The following is a 22,195-nucleotide window of genomic DNA, read 5'->3' as shown; positions in this document are numbered from 1 at the left end:
TCGTGGATTTTGGTTGGTTCGCCGAGGTTTAATAACTCGTGATGTCCCGATCGCCGAGCACGCGCGTGTAGGTATCGTCACCGGTCACGTCGGCGAGTCGCCCAGCCAGCTCGCGGAGGTCGTCATCGACGCCCCACTTGTCCACGTAGTTCTGGACGGCCTGTCCCTTCTCGTAGCGGTAGCGGAGGAACTGGAGCTTGTCGAGGTTCGAGAGGTGCTCGTCACCGTTCCCGTTGGTCCGCTCCTGAATGTACGCCTGGCGTTTCTCGTTGTCCCACGTGCCGAGTTCGAAGCCGTCATCCTGGTTATACAGGCACATCCCCTTGAGATCCTCCGGTGTGGCGTTGGTGCCGCGGCAGAGCTTGTTGACGTCGTCGAACGAGGGGTCCGGGCTATCGAGCAGGTCGATGAACACGTCCTCGACGCCGATGTCGCTGGCCTCCTGGATAATGCCGTAGATCTCCTGGACAACCTCCTTAGCGTCCATAATTTCTCCGTCGCGCTGTACCTTCCCGTGGTGTTTGGAGTACTCACGGAAGCACTCACCCATTTCCATTACACCGATATCCCCACGGGATAGCTCACGGTTTTCTTCAAGCTGTTTCCGGGTTCGACGGGCTGTACGGTAGATATTACGACGCAGAGCGTTCCAGCTAATTGGCTGAGTCTCATCTACTGGTCTAGCAACAACAATAATGTCGAACGTAACGGAGTCCCCCTTTCCCAGCTTAGCTGGAAGCTTACTGATGTCTGCTGTAATCGGATATGCAGCGGTTACTTCGAACCCAACGTCGCAGACCGCATTAAGGAGTTCTCCCCACGATTCTGAGTCACTATGATGGTAAGTGAATGTAAGAACCCCATCGTCCTTGAGAGCTTCCCGGACGACTGAGAGTGCTTGGGTCATTTCGTCTTCGAATTCTTCCGCACCTTTTCCTACTGCTGGGTTCGCAACTATGCTTTCGGCCCGTGGGGTTTTTTTCTCGTCGAATCCAGGGTACTCTTCCTCAAGGATGACTTTCAGCCACACATAAAAGAAGTCCGACAATTCCGAATATATTACATTGTCGTAGTATGGGGGATCGGTGATGACGGCATCATACTCGTTTTCTTCATCGATCGCTCTTGCATCACCAAGGTGTAGTTCGTAATTTTCGCCAACAGGGGTGTTGAATGGCTCTGTTTCGACACTTTCACCATCCTCAATTATTCTATCGGTTGGATTTCGGGCATACTCTACACCGCTCTTTACCATCTCCCAAGAGGACTTGAACGTCCCTCGACCGTATTCTGACCCCCAGAGATTATTTTCTGAAGGATAAAGAGGGGGGTTGAAAGAATTACTGCGAAATATGTCACCCATTCCGTTTCGGGTGGGGTCATACGAGACCATCATACAGTTCGTTCGAAGAGCATCAGAGAAGGCCAGAAGTAAGTACTCTTTCGCATTTTGATTTTCAACATTGTCGATAGCCTTTAGTAGAGTACCCATTCCCAACAACTGGCGCTCATTGAACATATCCGTCCAGTCATCGTAACCATGTCTGAGAACGTTGAAACCCCCGCCGATACTGCCCTCAAATGCCGAGCTATCTGTCTTAATCCCAAGTGGGATTTCTTCGCTCGGCACATATCCACGAAGATCCTCAGACTCTTCCCAGCGCTGTTCTGCTTCTCCAGCTAGCTTCAGGTCATATTCCTCAATTCCCTTGTAAGACCTCACCTCTCCCTTTTCTCTCCCTTTATCATCACACTCTCTGCAGTAGTATTCGAGTCCGTAGAGCCTGGTATTGAATCCTCCTTGCTCTTGAATTGCGTCAACAATCCCGTATTTTTGACCGCAGGAGTGGCAACTGTAGTTCCCATTACCAGCATTACCGTCTTCGGGAACGAAATGGTTCCCACATTCGGAACACGAGCTTTCACTCTGCCAATCATCAACCAGAATTACCGATCCACAATCAGGACAGAGAACGTTGTACTTTCCCTTATTCTCATATCGTCCCTTTCCAATCCGATAATCCTTGAAGAGCGGCACATTCTCTCCACATGAGACACAGTCCAGTTCCTTTACCCAGAAGTTGTACATCACGTCCGCTTCGTGGTCGCCGTTGGGGCAGGGTGTTCTGTAGTACTGCGTAATCTCGTCAGCGACATCATCTTTCACTTGCTCGAAGGCTTCTTCGAGTTCTTCGACGTCGGTCTGCCCAGCTTCGAGTTCCTTCTTCGTAACGAACCACGCGACGGGATTCAGATCGTTGCCGACGACTTCCGCACCGAACCTTGATGCCTCGACGAGCGATGTACCGCCACCCATGAACGGATCGAGGATCTTCTTGTCCTCAACGCGAACGTCCTTCGGGTAGAGTTCCCAGAGGCTCTCCGGATCGGTCATATTCACGCGTTCGAGTAGCGACGCGATGTCGAGGTCGGACTCGCCGTCGGCGTCGTCGCCGTACGCCGCGAGTGTCTCACCCTCGTGGCCCGGCTCGTAAACAGAGACCTTCTCCGGGTCGTCGAGGAGTGTGTACAGAGAGATCGTACGAAAGACACAGCCCAGCCGTCGCGCCCACCACTTGTGCATCGTGTAGATGGGCCGGTAGTGCATCTTCGCCCGTCCCTCCTTCTCGGCGATCTCGTTCACGCGCTCGATCGGGAATCCCCGCTCGATGGGGAGTTCCGTCCGCTCATGCCGCTCCTGCGAGGACCCAGATTGCTCAGACATGATTCAGTATGTGGAAGGAATTACGCAGGAGCCTCATAAGTATGCATTCTCGCTCGCCAGATTGATCGCAAGCAACGCTCCCGTGATGCCCATCACCTGAGTGCTTATGTCAGTCGCCCCTCCACGATGACACAACATGGAGATAGCTGAGCAGATTCACCCGAAAGAGATGGGTGAACTATACGGTCAGAACGAGAGACTAAGGATTCCATCCTACCAGAGGCGGTACTCGTGGGAGGAAGAGCAGTTCGAGGATCTCTGGCGTGACCTCAACGAGATTCCTCCCGGTGGGAGTCACTTCTTCGGCACCATCGTCTTCATGTCCGGCACTCACCTCGCACAGGGAACGAACGAAATCGATATCGTTGACGGACAACAGCGGATCACGACAGTCTCGATACTGCTCTGTGCGATACGAGATCACCTACAAGAGAACTACGAGGAGGACAAAATCGCACAGCGTGTCGAAAGCATCAACGAGGCCCTGTGGATCGTTGACCGGGATGGTGAACGACAGGGTATGCGCCTAACCCTCGGGAACTTAGACCGAGAGAGCTACGAGAGTCTAATTAATGGCTATATCGACGAGATCGAAAACGGGAAAATCGAGTCCGCTTACGAGTTCTTCCGCGGACGACTTGACACGGAATGTGATGACCTGAGCGAGGTTAAAACGCTCCATGACCGGATTCTTGATGACCTGATCTACGTCTCGATCACGGCGAAAGGGCACTCCGAAGCCTACCAGCTGTTCGAGACCATGAACAACCGTGGTCTCTCTCTTTCACCGATCGACTTGATGAAGAACTACCTTCTGATGAAGGCCTCCGATAGAGGGGACACGGACGAAGATCGCGTCGAGGACCTCTGGGGAAAAATCATAATGAACATCGATAGCCTATCCGGCATTCACGACTCCGGAGAGACGTTCTTCCGACAGTATTTCATGTCCTCACATCTCCTCGGAATCAATCAGAAAATCACGAAGAGCAAACTATACGACCCGACGTTTACCGACACAATCGACGAAGCTGACGACATCGAAGAGCTGCTAAAGGACGTTCGTGAGAAGTCCGATCTCTTCCGAAATCTCATTGAGCAGGATATCACCCGGTTTAGCGACAGTGAGAACTCCGAGATCAATCGGCTACTTCGAGACGCAGAGATCGTCTCCATCACCCCATTCACGCTCTTCCTTAGAGCATTTTCAGAGACCGACGATGTCGATCTACTAAAGGAGATTATCCGACGTTCAAATGCGCTTCTCATTCGCCGCCAGATCTGTGACCGCAACACCGGCCCCCACGACACGATCTTCAATCACTTGGCACAGAATGCGTTCGACTCGGACGACCCACTCCAATATATGGAAGACTATCTGGAGTCTGAAGGAAGATTCCCCAGTGACGAACAGTTCAGACGTCACTTCGTACAGGAGGACTTCTCACGGAGTGACCGAACAAAATACATTCTCAGCAAAATCGAGGAGGAACACTTCGGTCATGGTGGAAAGGAAGTCGTAGAAAGCCGATACCAAGTACATATCGAACATATTCTACCTGAGCGCCCCGGGAAGAACCTCACCAAACTCTGGTTAGAGCCCTTCGGGATCAGCGAAGACGAGCACGACGATTTCAAAAAGCGGATCGGGAATCTCACACTTCTGGAGGAGGATCCCAACATCCGCGCCTCGAACCGGTCATTAGACCGGAAACAGCAGTACTACACCGAGACAGAGACCGACTTTAAAATGACACATGAACTCAAAGACCACGATCGATGGGACATATCTGAAATTGAGTCGCGGAGCGAGAGACTAGCCCGAATTGCAGCTGATGACGTCTGGACGCTCTAACGAATAAGTAAGGACGCTTCTGAGAAAATCTACTAGATACACCGGTCTCTGTACTCTAAATATATGTGATTTGCTGCCTATCAACTACTATGAACTCTCAAACACCCAATGAGGACCATCTTGAGGAGTTCATCGACAATATCGAGACTCGATATGACTATTCCAAACTGAAAGACTGGGAATTAGAAAAACTACGCGGAAGGGAACACCTCCTTTACAACGAGTTCCAACGATTCAAAATGACTTTTCCAGACGATGGATCCATATGGCAGGGTAAGTTACGTGCCGTCGCGGCTGACGATTCTACTGAAGAGAAATATCCATTGACGACAGCAGAGAGACTACGTCTGGAAGACGCTCGTAAGTCGGCGGAAGGAGAGATCTACAGAGCAGTCGGCCATCGGAAGCAGCTAAAACGAGAGCAGCGGAGTAATATTCTGAATTCGGTCGTTGACGTGTCTGTGAATCTTAAGTACGCTTCGTTGAGTCTCTTCGCAGCGGTCAAGCAACTCAAGCCGTGGTGAATTGTAGGCATGTGGAGACGAGATCTGTTCGTCAATACTTTGCAGATTTGGACAGACTCAGGTTATACATTCACTCCGGTAAGGTACGATTTAATACTTCTAACGACACGATCAGAGATATGAGCCTCAACCTAGGCGACCCGCCCAGTTGGATTTTGGTTCTACTAATCGGGTTAGGTATTCTATGGGCGTTATCAAACGGCATTCTTGACCCAGCCTTTTCAGTAGGAGATCTCACTCTCCCCATGGAAGATCTGGGTTCGCTACTTGTCGTTGGAGCGCTCGTTCTGGGCGGATTCTACTTCCTGCAAGACGTGCTGAGGAAAGTATAGACAACCAGATCTAGGTCAAGACTCGGAGCTACGTAGCAAGTACAAGCGATTCGTCTGATGCACGATCTAGATCGCCAACCCGTACCAACCACTCGATCCCGGCTGTAGTGATTTTCTCCCCAAGCTGCCGCTCAATCGCTGACTCGGGAACACCTGAATAGAGATCGTCATCATACTCGTGCTCACGAAGCGAAATAATCGTTCCTGACTTTTGATCCGTCTTGGCTTCGTTCGTAGAACTCATTTACCTCTCTGTGAATGTCGAAGACGAACCCTTGGTCTTCCAGTCGTTCCAGCTTCTGTTTCATCGCTCCGATGAAATCATCGTTTCCAAGCAGCTCCAATTGTTTCATGATCTCCTCGACGATCACGTCGTCGTCGATCCCTCCCTGGGCGATACGTACCATGTCTTCGACGTCGTCCTCACGGTTTGCAACTGCTTTGAACAGGAAGATGTCGTTCAGAGACACCATCCGAACCGAAAGTCCGTCTTCATCGAACAGGTGCCGACTGCGTGAGATCATCGAGTCACTCAGGTAGATAACCCCAGCCACCTGCTCGTGGAACACGTCGAATCGACGTCGATCCTTTTCGAGAATGAACGCCGCCTCAAGTTCGTCGTACTCTTCAGCGAGATCTTCTTGCGGCTCGTACCCCGCCGAGGTGAGTACACTCCAGAGTTGCTTCAGCTCCGACTCCCTGCGGACGATGAGGTCAATGTCCTTCGTCGCGTTCTTGAGCTCTTCTAATGTCAGTGCTCCCCCGCCGATCAGATACACCGTGAGATCGTCGTTGATGAGTGTGGCGAGTTCGCTGAACTGTCGCCGGATCGCGGTGGACTCGAACGTCGGCTCACGGCTCATAGTTCGACCTCATACTCGGAAGCAAGGGTCTCGAACTCCTCCCACACAGGTGTGCTCTCTGACGTGACTTCCCCTTCAGTACGGAGGAACTCCATAAGCGGGAGGACGACGTCCTCGACTCCGTAGTACGTCGCCGCCTCTTCGAGGGACTCCCCGGACAGTCCCGTCTCGGCGATGAGCAAGAGCACGTATTTCCGGTGCCGTGAATCGTTCTCTATGAGAAGGAGATGGCAGACGAGGTCCTCAGGACCGAGCGTTTCCCGATCCTCCGAACAGAGATAGTACTGTTCGGACGTCGTGAAGAACTGGAGTCCGTACTCGGCAAACGCATCGAGACCTGTTCGATGATAGTTCTCGTCTTCGACGGCAGACTCAGTCCGGACGAGGAACTCTTCGTGGGATTCCCAGACGATCGTTCCGCTCCCGACATCACGTTTGATCCGGACGCGATGAACGTGGTGACGGAGTTCGTAGGCGAACCGATGAAGATCGTTGAACTCCTCTCGAAGTCTGTATCGGCTGTGTTCCTTTGTTGCCATCGCTCGGTTCGTTAGCGTCCGAAGGTTCCGATAGATCGTCGCCCGGCTGTGTCCGGTTCGCTCTGCGAGTTTGGTCGCAGCCCACGGCTCTTCGCTGCTAAGATAGTACAACACGTTCAGCATCGAGGGCGTGAGCAGATCCGGGAAATCCACGTGGGGATTCGACCCCGTAAGGGACTGAAACACTTCCACACACCGCGCATCACTTGGTTCTGCGACGGAATGCGTACCAATCCGTTCCCTGTTGATCAGACCACGCCGTTCCAAGCCACCAAACGCATCAGATACTGTCGATTCTTGGTACTCTAATTCCTCGGCCAACTCTTGTCTGTCCTTTGGTGAGTTCAGAGCCGAAAGTACCCTCAACTCTTTCTCATCAATCATGTTGTCTCATATTCGCCCAACAGTATTTAAGAACTTAGGCGATTATGAGACAAAGCATAACTAAACTTACTTACTGGGGTGTTTAGGAACACAGACACTTCTCATGAGATTTGTGTATGATGGGATTCGTTTCGTCGGTTGATACGTGAGATGACCCCTAACGAGGCCACGATCTGTTCAAATAGAATGGAAAGGGGACTTCCCTACTTCTGGAAGCTGATCTCGACGTTCAGGCTCGACGCCTCGTCTGGCATTCGCTCGAACAGGTCTTGGATCTTGGTGTAGTCCTGCTCAGATCGGAGTGTCAGGCTCACTTGCGAGCGTTCGACGTCGGCGGTTCCCTGAAGCGCGCCGGGGACGCCCTCGCGGTCCGGGAGCATGAACGTGACGTCGCCGTACTCCACGGTCCCGGCCTGGCTATCCCGTCGCCATTTCTTTCGCAGGTCGGCGACATCGTCACCCTTGTACTCGAACCGCCACGTCTCCGATCCGACGTCGGGGATGCGGAACGGATATCCGGGCACCCAATCGGACGCCTTCTCGGAGCCTGTCGGCCCGACGACGTACACCGGATCCTCCTCGCGGCCGAGGTTCTGCAGCAGGAACGTCTGCACCATGTCCTCCGTGACGGTGCTGTCGAAGCGATCGGCGATCTTACTCACGGTGAACTGGTCTCCGGTATCGAGGTCGTCTAGGTAGTCCAGGATCTGACCGCCGATCCGGTCCGACACGGTCGGGACGATCTTCACCGTCATCGGGTTCCGATCGCCGAGGGAGTCCAGATACCGTCCGCCGGCTTCTAGGACGTAGTCGTCGATGAGGAACTCGTTGACGGCCTCACGGGCAGCCGTCTCGGTCTCGTCCGGCGGGAGGAACACCGTCTCGTCCGTGCGGATCTCACCGATGATCGTTTCGACGTTCGCGTTCCCCTCCGCTTCGATGGCTTCCTCGATGCGCTCGGCGAGGTACGACCCGCCGACGGTCGTCGCGCTCCCGACGTCGCGGAGCGTCGCGTCCGACTGCGGCTTGTCGAGGATCTCGTTACCCCGAACGATCACGTACTGGTCCTCACGGTTCAGCCGTCCGATCGCACGCATCACGACGTCGTGACTGTCGCCGTCAAGCCAGATCTCGCCGTCTTCGATCAGCTCCAGCTCGAAGTCTCCGATGTCGAGCGCCGTCGTTCCGCTTCCGAACCGCTGTCGGAGTTCCTGTTCGACGTCGTCTACGCCCCACAGGTCCACGTCGTCCTGTCTGATCAGGACGGTGTCAAGCGAACTCCCGGAGAGGTCGTCACGGAAGCCGCCGGAGTCACGAGCCAGTACCGGCTTTCCGTCGAGCGCTTCCACGGTCGCGTTCAACACGTCGTTCGCACTTCCGGGGATCGGGAGTTCCGGGTCACGGAGGAACTGCTCGTACACGTCCTCGATCGAAATCTCGCCACGCCGTTCCAGCAGATCCGTCACGATGGGCCACACGTGCGACTGCAGATCGAACGGGTCGGCCGCCGCGGAGTCCGCGATGTTCGAGGCGTCGAGCTCCGGACCATCCACCACGTAGACGTCCAGGTCCATCGGGGCCGCGAGGTCGAACTCCTGAAGCAGGTTGTCGCCGTCCAAAACCTCCCCGTAGAGCAGCTGTAGCTCTTCGCGGAGCTCGCTCTCCTCCTGGTCCTTCATTGACTGAATGGACTCGCGGATCTCGTCGTCGAGCGACTCGTCGGCGAGAACCTGGCGAGCACCCTCGATATATCGCGCCTTGTCGATGTACCGCGTTCCGGACTCGATCGCCTTGTCGCCGGACGGCTGCACGAAGACGAGCGTGTTCCGCCATTCGCGTCCGCGACTGTCGTTCGTGATGACGCGCTCAACCTCCTCCTGTGTCCACTGGTCGTCCTTCACGACGACCTTGATGTCGCGGTCGTCCGGGACGTCCCGGATGTCGTCAGTACGGAACCCGACGGGGTACGCGTTCGATCCGAAGATGTCGGTGATGAAGTCGGCTATCTCGGCCTTCGCCGAGCGTTCGGAGACATCGACCGCGGCGTTCCGGATGAGCGCGTTCGGGTTCTGTCGGTCACGGATCGCGTACTTCCCGTTCAGCTTGTGGAGGTGCCACGCGACGCCGTGTAGTCGTTCGAGGTTGAGCACGACGTCGGAGACGAGATCACCCGTCTGGTACGCGCCCATCACGATCTCCGAGACCTCAGCACCCTCTCCTTCGCTTGGCTTCAGCGAGTAGAGGAGAATGGTGTTGAGGATGCGACGACCGTGGGGGACGTCGTCTTCATCCACCCGACTCTTGATGTCGCCGGTCGCCGCGTTCAGACGTTCGTAGTTGATCTTGGCGAGCTCGTCCTCGAACTCGATCCCGTCGATGTCCCCGTGAGTGATCAGGTCCGATTGGTCCTGCATTTCGAGGAGCACCTTCGAGAAGAGGTAGATCATCCCGCGCGTGTTCTGGTTCCCCTCGTCGGCGTAGTACCGCGTCTCAAGCGCGTCGAGGAGAACGGGATGGAACGGGTACAGGTCGTGCATTTCCGACAGGAGATCGTCGGGTATCGTGACGTGGTCGGACTGGTCGTAGGCGTCGAAGTACCCGTTCACGATCTCTCGGGCGGCTGATTCGTCCGTGTCCTCGATCAGGCGGTGGTGGAGAACCTCTCGCTTGTCCACCTGGTTGTTCATGTTGACCTCGACCGCCTGTTCGCGGTTCAGAATGTCGTGGACCTCGGAGTCCTCACGGAGAACGGAGACGATAGTGTAGAGATCCAGGTCGGACAGCGCCGTCGATTCGAGCAGGGACTGGAGGAAGGCCTTGTTCGCGCTCTTACGGTCTCCCTGTAGCGTGTCGAACCAGTCCTCAAGCTCGTCCACGAAGAACGCGACGGTGTCGTCGCCGACGGCGTCCTGAATCGTCTGCATGTCCGGGTAGCCACCGGACTCGTACGCCCCGGGATCGGCGTCGAGCGCTTCGAAGAACGGCTCCCAGAGGTACTCATACTGCTCGTTCTGCATGGCGACCGTGATCGGCGTTGCCGACTCCGGGAGCGCCGATTCGAACCCCTCAATCTCGTCGGCGGCCCACGAGCCCGCAGCGGCGGGATCGGCGAAGCAGTGGTACAGTGCCACCATCTGGTGGGACTTCCCACTGCCGTAGGGGCCGTAGAGAATGTGCGTCCCTCGCGGGTCGTCCCCGGTGAGTGAGTCACGCAGAATGGACAGGGCTTCCCGGAGACCCTGAGTCATCAGCGTTCGGTCGAAGAAGAGGTCCGCGTCCGACTCGAACTCCCCCTCGTCCTCCACGTTGTAGAGTTTCACCTGGCCATCGATTTGCCCATCTTCTCGTAGCTCACGGCTCAACGTGACCGTGTCGGCGAGAGTCCGGGAGAGGGTTCCTGATTCAGCCATAATCTGATACTTAAACAGAGCATTACAAGACGGCATAAACGCTGTGGTGGGATTTCGCTCTATGTAGAATATGGGTGGATGGGTTTATCAGACTTCGATGGATTGGAAGGAATATCAACAATGTCTCAAGAAACGGATTCTGCTGAGCGGGAAGAACGGAAGGAACTTCCTATTGAGCGAGGATTTCCGATTCAACAGGTCAACGACATCGCAGAGAAAGAAGGATACGGTGGAGCTAGACAATGGTATCGGCCAATATACACGATGCATAAATGGTGGGCTCGCCGCATGGGGAGTGTATTCCGTTCAATCTCTCTCTATACCCTTCTTGATGATCCTGAAAAAGTAGAAGTGTTTGAGCCCGGGGAAAACACCCAACTTTCGGACTTTTCGTCAGGTACGTCCGGGGTCGATGCGCTGCTTGATAGGGTGAGCCTAGAGAATCCAGATTCCCTTTGGCCACTGTACCCCAAGGATGTCAGAATGGAGGGGAAGAAAGTGCTTGATCCATTTATCGGAGGGGGAACCTCAATTATCGAAGCTTCTCGCTTCGGAGCGGAGTGTCACGGACGAGATCTCAATCCTGTCGCATGGTTCGTCACTAAGAAAGAGGTTGACACAGGAAGCACAAATGTTGAGACGCTTGAGGACGCATTTGAGGAAGTAGAGAACGCCGTCGCAGATGAACTCCGTTCGTACTACAAGACGCCGTGTCCAAACCATCCAGACGACCATGATGCGGGCGTGATCAACTACTTCTGGGTCAAACAACTTGACTGCGTATCATGTAACAATATCGTCTCGCTATTCGATGATTATCGAGTTGCCAAAGGACGGTATGGGAATGATGACAAGTACCATGTCTTCTGTCCTGAGTGCGAGACCCTAACCTTCTCAGATGACTATCGAAGTGAGACCAATTGCGAGTGTGGGAACACGTTTGTCCCTTCAAAAGGAACTGCGGGCAGAGGAAGCTACACCTGTACCTCCTGTGGCCAGAAATACCGCATCACAGACGCCATCCAAGAGCAGGATGGGTTCGATCTGAAACTATACTCTCTCGAATATTACTGTTCTATCTGCGACGAGCGCCGTGACTATGATCGTAGTGAAGTGAAGGGGTATCGAACCGTTCAGGAGTACGACCTTGACCTGTTTGAGAAAGTAAAAAAAGAGTGGGAAAGTCACAATGATCTTGACGAATACATTCCTAACGAGGCCATCCCTGAAGGCCATATGACTTCTACACGAAACCCGGTCTTCGACCACGGTTACGAGGACTGGGTAGATATGTTCAACCCTCGTCAACTTCTCTGTCTCGGCCTTCTGATGGAGGAAATTGACGGGGTGAGCAATCAGAACGCAAAGGAGTATCTTTTGCTCACACTAACAGATTGCTTAAGAAGAAATACTATGATGATCGGTTATAATTATGCTGGAAATCAGGTGAGTAATTTATTTAGAAATAAGGCATTTGATCCCCCGATGCGGCCCGCAGAAGGGAATATATGGGGTATGAAATACGGAACCTGCACGTTTCGCTCTACTTGGGACAAAATGCTACGAGGTGTTAAATGGGGAAATGCACCTACTGATCGATATATAGAATATCCAGATTCCGCGGAATATCCATCCACACCGGTCAACAGTGAACTGGACAAGCCGAAAACTATTGAGACAGATCCGTTCTCAATGCCTGCTGGGCAGAATGTAGATCTTGACCAAGGAGATGTTCGTCAAATCGATGCTGAAAACGAATATGACGCTATCATAACAGATCCACCATACTACGACAACGTGTTCTACTCAGAACTTTCCGACTTCTTCTACGTCTGGATGAAGGTACTATTAAAAGAGGAGCATCCCGGCTTTGATCAGGAGCACACGCCAAGAACGGAGAGCATCGTCGCTAATCCATTCTTTGACAAGGGAGAAGAAGAGTTCGAATCCGAACTCCATGAGTCGTTCTCCGTTCTCCACCGAGCTCTGAAAGAAAGCGGTTCCCTAGTTTTCACGTATCATCATAGTGGCTCAGAATCCTGGGGAGAATTGTTGGAGTCACTTTGTGATTCTGGATTTGAGATAACTGCCACGTATCCAATTACTGCTGATATCAGTAAATTCACCGAGGGGGAGGCAGTTGAATTTGATATTATTATTGTCGCCCGACCAGCCGGTAACCGACAACCGATCTCTTGGAATTCCCTCCGCCGAAACATCGTTAGAACGGCCAAACAGACTCATCAGCGACTCACCGAAAACCGCGAGTTCTCTGAGGGCGACATCGGCGTTATCGAGATGGGACGGGCGTTCCACGAATACTCGAAACACCATGGGAAGGTACAACGGAGGGGAGAAATTATGAGCGCGAAAGACATAGTGAATGAAATTTACGGAATAATCCAACAAGGTAGCGACATCGGTGAGGTAGACGTGTTCCTTGACCTGCTTGAGATGGTTGACCCCTCCTATAACGACCTGAATATGCTAACTCGGGGGACGAGCGCGAACCCCGACGAAATGAAGGATATGCGTCTATACCGAATGGACGGTAACGAGTTTATCCTCGGGACTTGGGAGGACGAGATACGTCAAGCCTACATTCAGCAACGGGTCAACGGCGAAGGCGACGACAGACTTACTCCACTCGATAAGGCTCAATTCCTGCGCTATCGCTATGAACACGGTAAGTCTATCCAAAATTATCTCCAGAAGTGGACTGTCTCAGACGACCTGCGTGAACTCTGTGCGGAGTTAGCTGATGCGAGCGGTGATGATGTCTATCGGCGTATCCTTGGTGATGATCGCACGATTGGGGATTACTGAACTGAACGACGTCTGAAGCGGCAGCCTCTTTTCACCTTGACGAATGTTGTCGTCGGACAGTCACACAACGTATATGACCGCTGGTTGACTTTGCAGACACATGGACGGCTACGACCTCGTAGACGTCGAGGTCACTCACGAGGACCATAACGGTCTCTTTGACGCACTAGAAAACTCCAGTGGTGGTGACGAGCATCTCCAGACGCTTCAGGCGGTTCGTCTCCAGGCTGGACAACCGGATTCCGAACTCCGGTCGCTGAAACAGCTCGACGAGAATTCAGTCAAGATGCTCGAACATCAGGTGGACGCCGCCTACCGCGCCCTGTTCGAGATGGACGGGAAGGCATTGCTCGCCGACGAGGTTGGCCTCGGTAAGACGATCGAGGTCGGCATGATCCTCAAGGAAATGCACTTCCGGGAAACGGACGACTCCGTTCTCGTTCTCACTCCTGCTCAGCTGGCCAAGCAGTGGCAGGCGGAACTCCGCGAGAAGTTCGGCTTGGACTTCGTCTGTAACTACGACGACGAATTCGACGGATTCGAAGCCCACGACCACATCATCGCCAGCATCGACACCGCCAAGAGCGACAAGTACCGCGACGTCGTCCTCAACCGTGACTGGGACGTGCTCGTCCTCGACGAGGCACACTACGTCAAAAACGAAGACACGGACCGATACGACCTGATCGACTCCCTCTCGTACAACTACGCGTTCTTCCTGACTGCGACCCCGATCCAGAACGAGCTGACGGACCTGTACAACGTCGTCTCGCTCCTCCGACCCGGCTTGTTCGGGACACGCGACGTGTTTCACCAGTACTTCGTGAACAGCAATCAGGAGACGCTCGTGAATCGGGACGAGCTACAGGACCGGCTGAACAAGGTGATGATCCGGAACCGGCGGGAAGACACGGATATCGACTTCACCGACCGAACTATCGACACACGAACGTTCGATCCCACGCGAAAGGAACGAGAACTCTACCAGGCGGTGTCTGACTACGTCAAAGGAGCGTATAGTCAGGACCAAGGCCAGAAGCTCGTGCTGATGCTCCTCCAGAAGGAGGTCGTCAGCAGCCCCGTGGCACTCAAGCAAACCATCGAGAAACGACTCTACGACCAATCGGAGCTCACGCACGCGGACGAACTGGAGTCGATTCTGGACCAGATCGAGGACATCGACACGGTCACGAAACAGGAACGACTCCTGGATATCGTCGAAGAAGCCCGCGACAACGTCGAGATGGGAAGGGTCATCGTCTTCACCCAGTTTCGTGCGACCCAGCAGCAGATCCTCGATCGGCTCGCCTCTGAGGGGTACACGGTTCACGCGTTCCACGGCGGTCATTCCAGCAGCGAGAAGGAGCAGATCGTTGAGGATTTCGAGACCAAAGGCGGCATCCTCGTTTCAACCGACGCGATGAGCGAGGGGCGGAACCTTCAGTTCTGTAACATGTTGGTTAATTTAGACTTGCCGTGGAATCCGATGCGCGTCGAACAGCGGATCGGGCGCGTGCATCGAATCGGGCAGAAGCGAGACGTGTTCATCTTCAATATGGCGTTGAAAGACACCGTGGAGGAGTACGTGCTGGAACGACTCTACCACAAGATCGATCTGTTCCAGCAGAGCGTCGGTGAACTGAGTTCGATATTGAGTCGCCTGGAAGAGTCGGGGACGAGCTTCGAAGACGAGATCTTCGAACGACTGGTCAACGCCAATTCGGAAGTCGATCTGGAGAACGACTTTGATGCGATGGCCGTTGACCTGCAGGAACAGCGTGAGCTGGCCGATAAACTGGAAGAGTTCAACAGTGGAGTTTTCGAGGGGTTCGATCTGGGGGCGAGCGATGACTGACGCCGCGGTTCCCGTAACGCAGTCGGCAGTCGAGAACTTCACCGAACGATATCTCCGATCGCTTGACTGCGGCGTCGATAAGGAGGGTAACGAGTGGCGAGTCAGGATCCCCGAAGATACGGAGACCGATCTCCCGAAAGGCGACCACGTTCTTCTCTGTGATTCTTCCGGTGATACGGATGAGACAGCCGAACCGCTTCATCCGGAAAGTTCGTTTTTCCAAACCGTGCTTAACGATGCAAGCGACCGCGCACCGATCGGCAGGGTCACGATCGATGCAACCGGTGCAGACGTCATCATACCCGACTGGCTTCGAGAAAGCTCTGTGTCGGTTGCTGATATCAAATTCACACCCTACTACGATCGAACGGCACTGGTCGTTCTTTTCCGGGTCTCCATCGAGACCGTGAGTGAATATCAACAGGAGTTGCTCCGTAGCATCGGGATCGACGTTCGCTCGGGAGAGGTCCTTCCAAATATCGATCGGACTCTTATAGATTTGACGAGACCGGACCACACCACTTCGCTTTCGTCCGAAACCGTCGAACTCGGCCAGGAACAAATGGAGTCACTAATAGACACATCACGTGAACGACTCGTCTCGGCGGTTCGTCCGGAGATCGACGAGACCCATCAAGAGGCTTCCCGGGCTGCGGATGCCGAACTCGAAGAATACCGCCAGTTGCAGCAACAGCGAGAGGAGGAGTTGGAATCCGAGCTCGCTCGACTTCGGACTCGGATTGAGGAACTCAATGAGACGATCGACGACGCAGACCAATCGGAACGGGTCGAGTCGCTGAAAGAGCGGCGAGAGTACAAAACGAAGCTAGAGGAAACCGAAGCTGATCTCGCTGCTCTCCGACACCGTCAGAAAAACGGATATCCGGATCGACAGCGCGAGATCCGGGAACGACACGGAGTGGAAGTCGTCATCACTCCGGTTAGCGCTACCGAGGTCGAGTATGAACGTGGCGACGTCGTGTTCGAACTGGACGATGACGGCACAGTAACGTCATTAACCCTCGGCTATGGGAGTGGAGTCGGTGTAACGGAGGAGCAAAACTGTGAAAGTTGTGCTCGATCTCTTTCAGCGGATGCTCCACTCGGATCCATTATCGACCGGACTCTGTGTACGGACTGTAACTGAACCGATTGCGAAACAGTTGTTTCTGGTGAAATCCCCAAGCAGGATATCAGTCTACACGTTTGTGATTCCTACTCACGTCTCGTCGGGGTTTGAGTGCCGGATGATCTAGTTCAACACACGGAATTGGTGTCTTGAACCGAACGGAACGGTAGAAAACAAACTGCTACCCCCGCTACAGTCGGTATACCTCACTACAGGCTTGACATCAGACGTTGTCCCTTACCCATCATCTTCTGTTAATTACCGAGATGACCTCCGTCTGTGGCCGCATCTGCTTCTTTTGTAAGGAGGTCCATTTCTTCACTCGCTTGGCTCTCGACTCGTGACTCGCTGTTGGATGCTGACCCCGTCAGGCGGGTACGAACGTACTCACGATCATCTTTGGTAACCGAGTTCATAGCACGTTCACTTGGCCCAGTTTCGTCAGCGGATTCAGCAAACTGGGCTTCTGTGTACTCTTCCGGGTATTTTGCCTGCACGATATGATTATCGATTATTGGCTGATCAACTTCAGCCGGGTCCATGCCATTGTCTTCACAGAATCTTTCGATGAGCTCAATGGCTCTTGATTTCCAACCATCGCTGGGATCATTGAGTGTCGAGTCACCGTGGTCGGTATACCGGAGCCTAATCTGACCATTATATTCACCGTATGTGAATCCTGAATCTTCTCCTGCAAGTTCCATTAAATCATACGTGTATTGTATACTTGGAGCTCCATTGAATATGTCTTCACGGGCTGTCTTGTAGTGTACACTAGCTCCCTTATTCTGGCGAGAACGAGCTTTCAACGCGTCTTTGAGGTATTCGGCCCGTCCTTCTTTTTCCAACGAGTGATAGTCAGTATCAGATTCAATCTCGAACTCTTGAACTGTCTGTTTCGCTCGATCTGGAGTGGCATATACCCCATCACTCGTCTCTACAGACACAAACCCGAGGTGCTCAATTACGCGGTCTACAAAGTCTCTTCTTACGTCTTCGGAATGTACCTCTATTGTTTCATCTACTGCCAGTTTGATCTGTTCAAGGTGGTAGTAATCGGTGTCTTCGTGCTTTTGCCTCAGTGTCTCCACGATGTCTCCGACCCGATCGTGAGAAATGAAATCAGCACTTTCGCGTAATCGCTCGTAGTACCGTCGAATTCGACCAACCCGGCCACCATCTCTGTACTCGTCTAAGGCGGTCGCTATATAATCACCTACGACACGTCGTAGCTTATTCTCTTGGTCATACACATACTGTTCGAGCGCATCTTGCACGTCTGCTGAGACCCGCCACGTGATCTTTTCTGTTGCACCACCACTTCTCGAAGCCGGAACTTCATTCAGCGAAGAATCATCAGACAGGCCCCCGACTTGTTGCAGGTCGGCGCGCAAGTCTCCCTCCAAACTGTCCAAGTCATCGCGGAAACGGTCTGGTCGGTACGATGGTGGTAGGTATTCAACGATCGCTTGTTCGGCGTTTCGGCCCTTGTCGCCGCCATTCACGTGACCTTCGCGTTCACACCATTCACGGAACTTCCTAACTGACTCCGATGGCACCTCTCGGGCTAACTGGGGACGCCGGCTCACCAGATCCACCTCTCCACTGGATTTGAGATGATGCCGAGAGAACCACGCTGGTTCTTTTCCCTCTCTTTGCGAATAGAGAGGTTAGAAAATAACCGATCTGGTTCTTTACAGAAAGAAAAAAAGAACTGTTCTACAGGGAGGTTGTAGCAGATGGTCCCGACCAAATACGTGTGAACCGTCAGGTAACACCTCTGAGACGGGACATCGTCGAATAGCTGTGAGGTGACGACAGACCTATTATCCGTTTCTTCGTTGAAAACGAACCGGAGTGGACGTGATCTGGTTCGTAAATGGACTGTGTTTTCTTCGACCGATCTGAACGTGATCAGTGAGCCGAAAAATCGTTGCCTTCTGGAATCATTCTCAAAAGGAGAATCTATGGAGCGTAGCCGATTTTGGTTGTCCGCGTTGGTGACATTCAGGGGACTATAGGTATCCGGAACGAGACTGTGCGTCTGATTGACTGCAGTTGCTGTGTTGCGTACTGTGATTGACATCGTGCTACCCAAGCCACGAAGGCTTCAATTGGGCAACACGAGTACCGCGCGGGACTGGGCATCCCCGCGATTCGCAACCGCGCACAGTGAGGGTTAGTTTCGGATCTCGTGTACTGCCGCAGAGAATACTTGGAGCATTCTTATTATATATCTTTTGGGCGTGTTCACACTTACTGGAGCTTCTCAAAACCGAGATTAGTTGGTATACAAAACTACACGAACCGATAGAACAGAATTTTCTTAATTAAAGAGTAGTTGGATAGCAAGATTAAGATACACCGCTCAGTGATGCCTCTTGTTCTTACCGAAGTTCTCTCCCACCTCACGCGACACCGGAAACCTATCGTGGCTGGGGGTTTTCAACGGGGTTGGTCGTTTGTATCAAGGGTCACTCCATTCCTCGATGATAATCACGCCGCAACTGGTCATCATCCGGCTCTACGTACTGCATCGTCTGCTCAATCCTCGCGTGCCCTGCAAGCCGCTGCACTTGATGTAAATCGAGTGCGTCAATGTCATTGACCCAGTGCGTAATCGCGCTGCGACGAATTCGATGGGCGGTAACGAACCACTCCTTGACATCCTCATTGGTGTCTGGGTTAATAGGCCGCAGCGGCCGTTGAATGCCCGCTTCTCTTGCCGCTTGTTTGATTATGTTGCTGATGTGTGTTGGCTGCATCTCACCACTACGAGTTGTGACTAACAGCCGTCCTTCCTCAGGCTCTACAGTTGCACTATAAGCGTGACGCACTCTCTCAACCCACCGTTTTAATTCGAATCGGAAGCTCTCGGGAAAGTACACTTTGCGGTTGATGATGCCGCCATGTTCTTTTGGATTGAGTTTCGCACCCCGTATCTCGATGCTGCATTCATTCCAGTCTATTTTGCCGACACGCATCCTGGATAACTCATCGCTTCGGCAGGCCGTGTACCAAGACAACCGGAGTATAATGTCGTTTCGCAGCCGGGTCTCCGGTGTCTTACCCGGGACATTGTCAAACAACTTCTCCACGTCGTGTGGCTGGAGGGCAAGAACATCTCCGTCTGTTTCGCGCGCATCTCCAGGGGTACTCCCCGCCTTAGTGTGCTGTAGACGGTACTCAGCTACATTCTCATGGATGGAGTATGTTTCTTTGATATCGATAGTGTCTGAGTCTTTGCACGGGTGTCCCTTCGGTAGTTCAAGTTCATCGTATACTTCGTCTTTCTGAATAATTGAATAAAATGATTGAACAGATCGATAATAACTCCCAATGGTAGTGTCTGCCAAGTCTTTGTTATTGATCTGAATGTATCCTCGGACATCACTCGTTTCAGCTTTGAGTGGGTCGATTTCGTTATCTTCGCAGAATGCTAACCAGTATCTAACTTCCCGTCTCCGCGTGGTTATTGTTGATTCTGCTGTCCCTGTTTTTTGCTGTTTCAAGCTCTCCAAATACAATCCGAGTAACTCTTCTGACTCGCTACTGATTGATTTGTCATCAGGTGTTGAGTACTGCCCCTTATCGTTCCGCATACTATCACACCCTCATCCAGTGACGCGTATCATCTACGAGTGCGCTGTGGACAGCCTCTGTAGTCTCCCGTTCTAAATATAGTAGTGCCTGCCGTATCTTGTGTTCGGGTTCACGCATCTCTTCCGAGAGGCGTTGTGCTGACCCATCGATCATCACGTCAGTCGATGGGTCTATTCCGGACTCAACAATAAACTCAATATACTCCTTCGGCTCCATATGCTTCATGCCATCCATGTCTCTGAGAATGTGGTCCGGGATATCAGACGGGTACGCAGGTAATCTCGGCAGGACATTCATTGAGAGATCCTCAATCGATTCCTCTCCTTGACCGGCATCCTCGGTCGCAGCTAATGTGTCGATCTTACGGTTTACGGCGCTGACCGTCGATTGCAGGTCATCGATGCGGTTCTCGATCCCTGTCGTGTCGATATCTACGGAATCCGTTCCTCCGAGATCCTCGACTGTTTTGACGTGCACGTACTCATCACGGATCTCTCTGTCAACTGCACGCTGGACTAAAGATGAAAGTGTTTCGCCGTCTTCAAGCGCGTTTTGCCACTCCTGCTTCTTCGCAGGAGTGACGCGCGCGTTGAGTTTGACTTTGTTTCGAGAGTCACCGGGCATATGCCCGGTTACGGCGACCTAGTTGATAAAGAGTGGGTCCCCAGCGGGGTCACTCATTTCCAAACATCTGGCGCATCATCGGGTGCATCTCCATGAGCTGCTCCTCGGCGATCTCCTCGTACAGCTTGTACGTGATCGAGACCGCGAGCAGCAGGCCCGTACCGGAGACCTGCCCGATCGTGCCGAGCATGTTCGCCATGACGGCGAGCAGCCCGACGAGCGCGCCGCCGATGACGGTCACCTGCGGGATGTACCGCTCCATCACTTTCTCGACGACCTGCGGATTGCGACGGAATCCGGGGATCTGCATCCCGGAGTTCTGGATCTGCTTTGCCGTTGCCTCGGGGCCCATCCCCGTGGTCTCGACCCAGAAGATCGCGAAGATCGCTCCGCCGATCACCATGAACGTCAGGTCGATGGCGATGCGGACGGCGATCATCCACGGCTCGACGGTCGCCGGGATCTCCCCGAGGAACCACATCCACTCGGTCGGCTGCTGGATCGGGTTCAGGTAGTAGAAGAACCCTGCGATGGGCTCTCCCCGATCACCGTAGACGCCGAGCCACTCCGGCATCCCCGCCCACTGCGAGTTGAGGATCTGGCCGAAGAACTGGATGTTCGCCTGCAGCGCGCGAACGAGGATCATCGGGAGGACTGACGCGTAGATGAGCTTCACCGGGAACCGTCCCCGGGCTCCCTTTACACGGGCGTGTGAAAGCGGAATCTCCACGCGGACGGACTCAGCGTACACGACGATCGAGAAGATGAACACAGTCGTGAAAAGCGCCAACACCTGCCCCGGCTGGAACAGCAGCTGTTCGAGCCCCGTCGGCGTGAGCGGCGATTCGAGCGGGACATCGCCCATGATGATCCCGAACCAGCTCGCGAAGAAGCCGGTCTCACCGAGCGCGGAGAAGCTGAAGAACCCGCCGACGATCTGCTGGCTCACCGCTGCGATGATGAACAGCCCGACGCCGGATCCGACGCCCCACTTGCTCACGATCTCGTCCATGAACAGGATGAGGACGCCGCCGATGAACACCTGCGTGAAGATCAGCAGTTCAATGCCGAACTCGCCGATCCCGAGGGCGGCGCCGACCGCCGGATCCGACGGAAGGAACTCACCGGTGAACACCATCGGGGCCGCCGTCAGCGCGGTGACGATGATCACCAGCAGCTTCTGGAGACCCTGGTACAGGATCTGGTCGCGCGGATCGTTCGTGTCGAGCCCGAGCAGGTTCGCCCCGCCGAGCAGCTGGAGCACGATCGAGGCCGTGACGATCGGACCGATACCGACCTGTAGCAGCGAGCCGTGCTCGCCTGCCAGTACCGAACGGAACTGTCCGAAGAAGTCGGTCCCCTGACCCGCAGCCAATCCGAACGGATTGATGTTGGTCAGGAAGAAGTACACGATCAGGATCCCGGCCGTCCACGCGAGCTTCCGCTTGAACGGAACGTGACCCGCGGGGCGCTCCACCACGGGCATCCGCGTGAGTACCGGTTCGGCGGCCTCCTTCCAACTCATC

14 protein-coding genes are annotated in these 22,195 nt (G+C 53.8%); 6 read left to right on the top strand and 8 right to left on the bottom strand.

The window, feature by feature from the left end; genetic code table 11:
* Nucleotides 1-28: 28 nt before the first annotated feature.
* A complete protein-coding gene (locus tag ACYQ0R_RS08505; protein WP_459822456.1) occupies nucleotides 29-2,725 on the bottom strand; it encodes a DUF1156 domain-containing protein in 2,697 nt (898 codons plus the stop codon).
* 136 nt (nucleotides 2,726-2,861) lie between these two features.
* On the opposite strand from ACYQ0R_RS08505, the gene ACYQ0R_RS08500 reads away from it, so the two are divergent.
* The 3 genes from ACYQ0R_RS08500 to ACYQ0R_RS08490 all read left to right on the top strand — a co-directional run bounded on the left by ACYQ0R_RS08500 (nucleotide 2,862) and on the right by ACYQ0R_RS08490 (nucleotide 5,436).
* Nucleotides 2,862-4,580, top strand: a complete 1,719-nt coding sequence (locus ACYQ0R_RS08500; RefSeq protein ID WP_459822455.1) for a DUF262 domain-containing protein — start codon at nucleotides 2,862-2,864, stop codon at nucleotides 4,578-4,580.
* An 89-nt stretch (nucleotides 4,581-4,669) separates the two neighbouring features.
* On the top strand, nucleotides 4,670-5,104 hold the full coding sequence (locus ACYQ0R_RS08495; RefSeq protein ID WP_459822453.1) for a hypothetical protein: 435 nt from the start codon (nucleotides 4,670-4,672) through the stop codon (nucleotides 5,102-5,104).
* A 119-nt stretch (nucleotides 5,105-5,223) separates the two neighbouring features.
* Nucleotides 5,224-5,436, top strand: a complete 213-nt coding sequence (locus ACYQ0R_RS08490) for a hypothetical protein (protein WP_459822451.1) — start codon at nucleotides 5,224-5,226, stop codon at nucleotides 5,434-5,436.
* Between the two features lie 182 nt (nucleotides 5,437-5,618).
* On the opposite strand, the gene ACYQ0R_RS08485 is transcribed toward ACYQ0R_RS08490, so the two are convergent.
* The 3 genes from ACYQ0R_RS08485 to ACYQ0R_RS08475 form a co-directional block, all read right to left on the bottom strand.
* A complete protein-coding gene (locus ACYQ0R_RS08485; RefSeq protein ID WP_459822449.1) occupies nucleotides 5,619-6,299 on the bottom strand; it encodes a nucleotidyltransferase in 681 nt (226 codons plus the stop codon).
* Entirely contained in the window at nucleotides 6,296-7,222 is a 927-nt protein-coding gene (locus tag ACYQ0R_RS08480; protein ID WP_459822448.1) for a helix-turn-helix transcriptional regulator, read from the bottom strand. The genes ACYQ0R_RS08485 and ACYQ0R_RS08480 overlap by 4 nt, the downstream gene beginning before the upstream one ends.
* A gap of 203 nt (nucleotides 7,223-7,425) precedes the next feature.
* Nucleotides 7,426-10,632: a DUF499 family protein gene (locus ACYQ0R_RS08475; RefSeq protein ID WP_459822446.1), complete on the bottom strand. Its 3,207-nt coding sequence runs from the start codon at nucleotides 10,630-10,632 to the stop codon at nucleotides 7,426-7,428.
* 120 nt (nucleotides 10,633-10,752) lie between these two features.
* Here ACYQ0R_RS08475 and ACYQ0R_RS08470 point away from each other — a divergent pair, with 120 nt between their 5' ends.
* The 3 genes from ACYQ0R_RS08470 to ACYQ0R_RS08460 all read left to right on the top strand — a co-directional run bounded on the left by ACYQ0R_RS08470 (nucleotide 10,753) and on the right by ACYQ0R_RS08460 (nucleotide 16,460).
* Nucleotides 10,753-13,458: a DUF1156 domain-containing protein gene (locus ACYQ0R_RS08470; protein WP_459822444.1), complete on the top strand. Its 2,706-nt coding sequence runs from the start codon at nucleotides 10,753-10,755 to the stop codon at nucleotides 13,456-13,458.
* Between the two features lie 100 nt (nucleotides 13,459-13,558).
* Nucleotides 13,559-15,313 (top strand): DEAD/DEAH box helicase, encoded by a 1,755-nt coding sequence (locus ACYQ0R_RS08465; protein ID WP_459822442.1) that lies wholly within the window; start codon nucleotides 13,559-13,561, stop codon nucleotides 15,311-15,313.
* Entirely contained in the window at nucleotides 15,306-16,460 is a 1,155-nt protein-coding gene (locus tag ACYQ0R_RS08460; protein WP_459822440.1) for a hypothetical protein, read from the top strand. The genes ACYQ0R_RS08465 and ACYQ0R_RS08460 overlap by 8 nt, the downstream gene beginning before the upstream one ends.
* A gap of 236 nt (nucleotides 16,461-16,696) precedes the next feature.
* Here ACYQ0R_RS08460 and ACYQ0R_RS08455 read toward each other — a convergent pair whose 3' ends face one another.
* The 4 genes from ACYQ0R_RS08455 to secY form a co-directional block, all read right to left on the bottom strand.
* On the bottom strand, nucleotides 16,697-17,947 hold the full coding sequence (locus ACYQ0R_RS08455; RefSeq protein WP_459822438.1) for a hypothetical protein: 1,251 nt from the start codon (nucleotides 17,945-17,947) through the stop codon (nucleotides 16,697-16,699).
* A gap of 969 nt (nucleotides 17,948-18,916) precedes the next feature.
* On the bottom strand, nucleotides 18,917-20,044 hold the full coding sequence (locus ACYQ0R_RS08450; protein ID WP_459822436.1) for a tyrosine-type recombinase/integrase: 1,128 nt from the start codon (nucleotides 20,042-20,044) through the stop codon (nucleotides 18,917-18,919).
* 4 nt (nucleotides 20,045-20,048) lie between these two features.
* The gene (locus ACYQ0R_RS08445) at nucleotides 20,049-20,669 is read right to left on the bottom strand and encodes a hypothetical protein (RefSeq protein ID WP_459822434.1); all 621 of its coding nucleotides are present in this window, start codon (nucleotides 20,667-20,669) and stop codon (nucleotides 20,049-20,051) included.
* Between the two features lie 49 nt (nucleotides 20,670-20,718).
* Entirely contained in the window at nucleotides 20,719-22,194 is a 1,476-nt protein-coding gene (secY, locus tag ACYQ0R_RS08440) for a preprotein translocase subunit SecY (protein WP_459822433.1), read from the bottom strand.
* Nucleotide 22,195 lies beyond the last annotated feature (1 nt).

Source organism: Halorubrum luteum (genome assembly GCF_054652935.1).
This window is presented reverse-complemented; position numbering and strand designations above follow the sequence as displayed.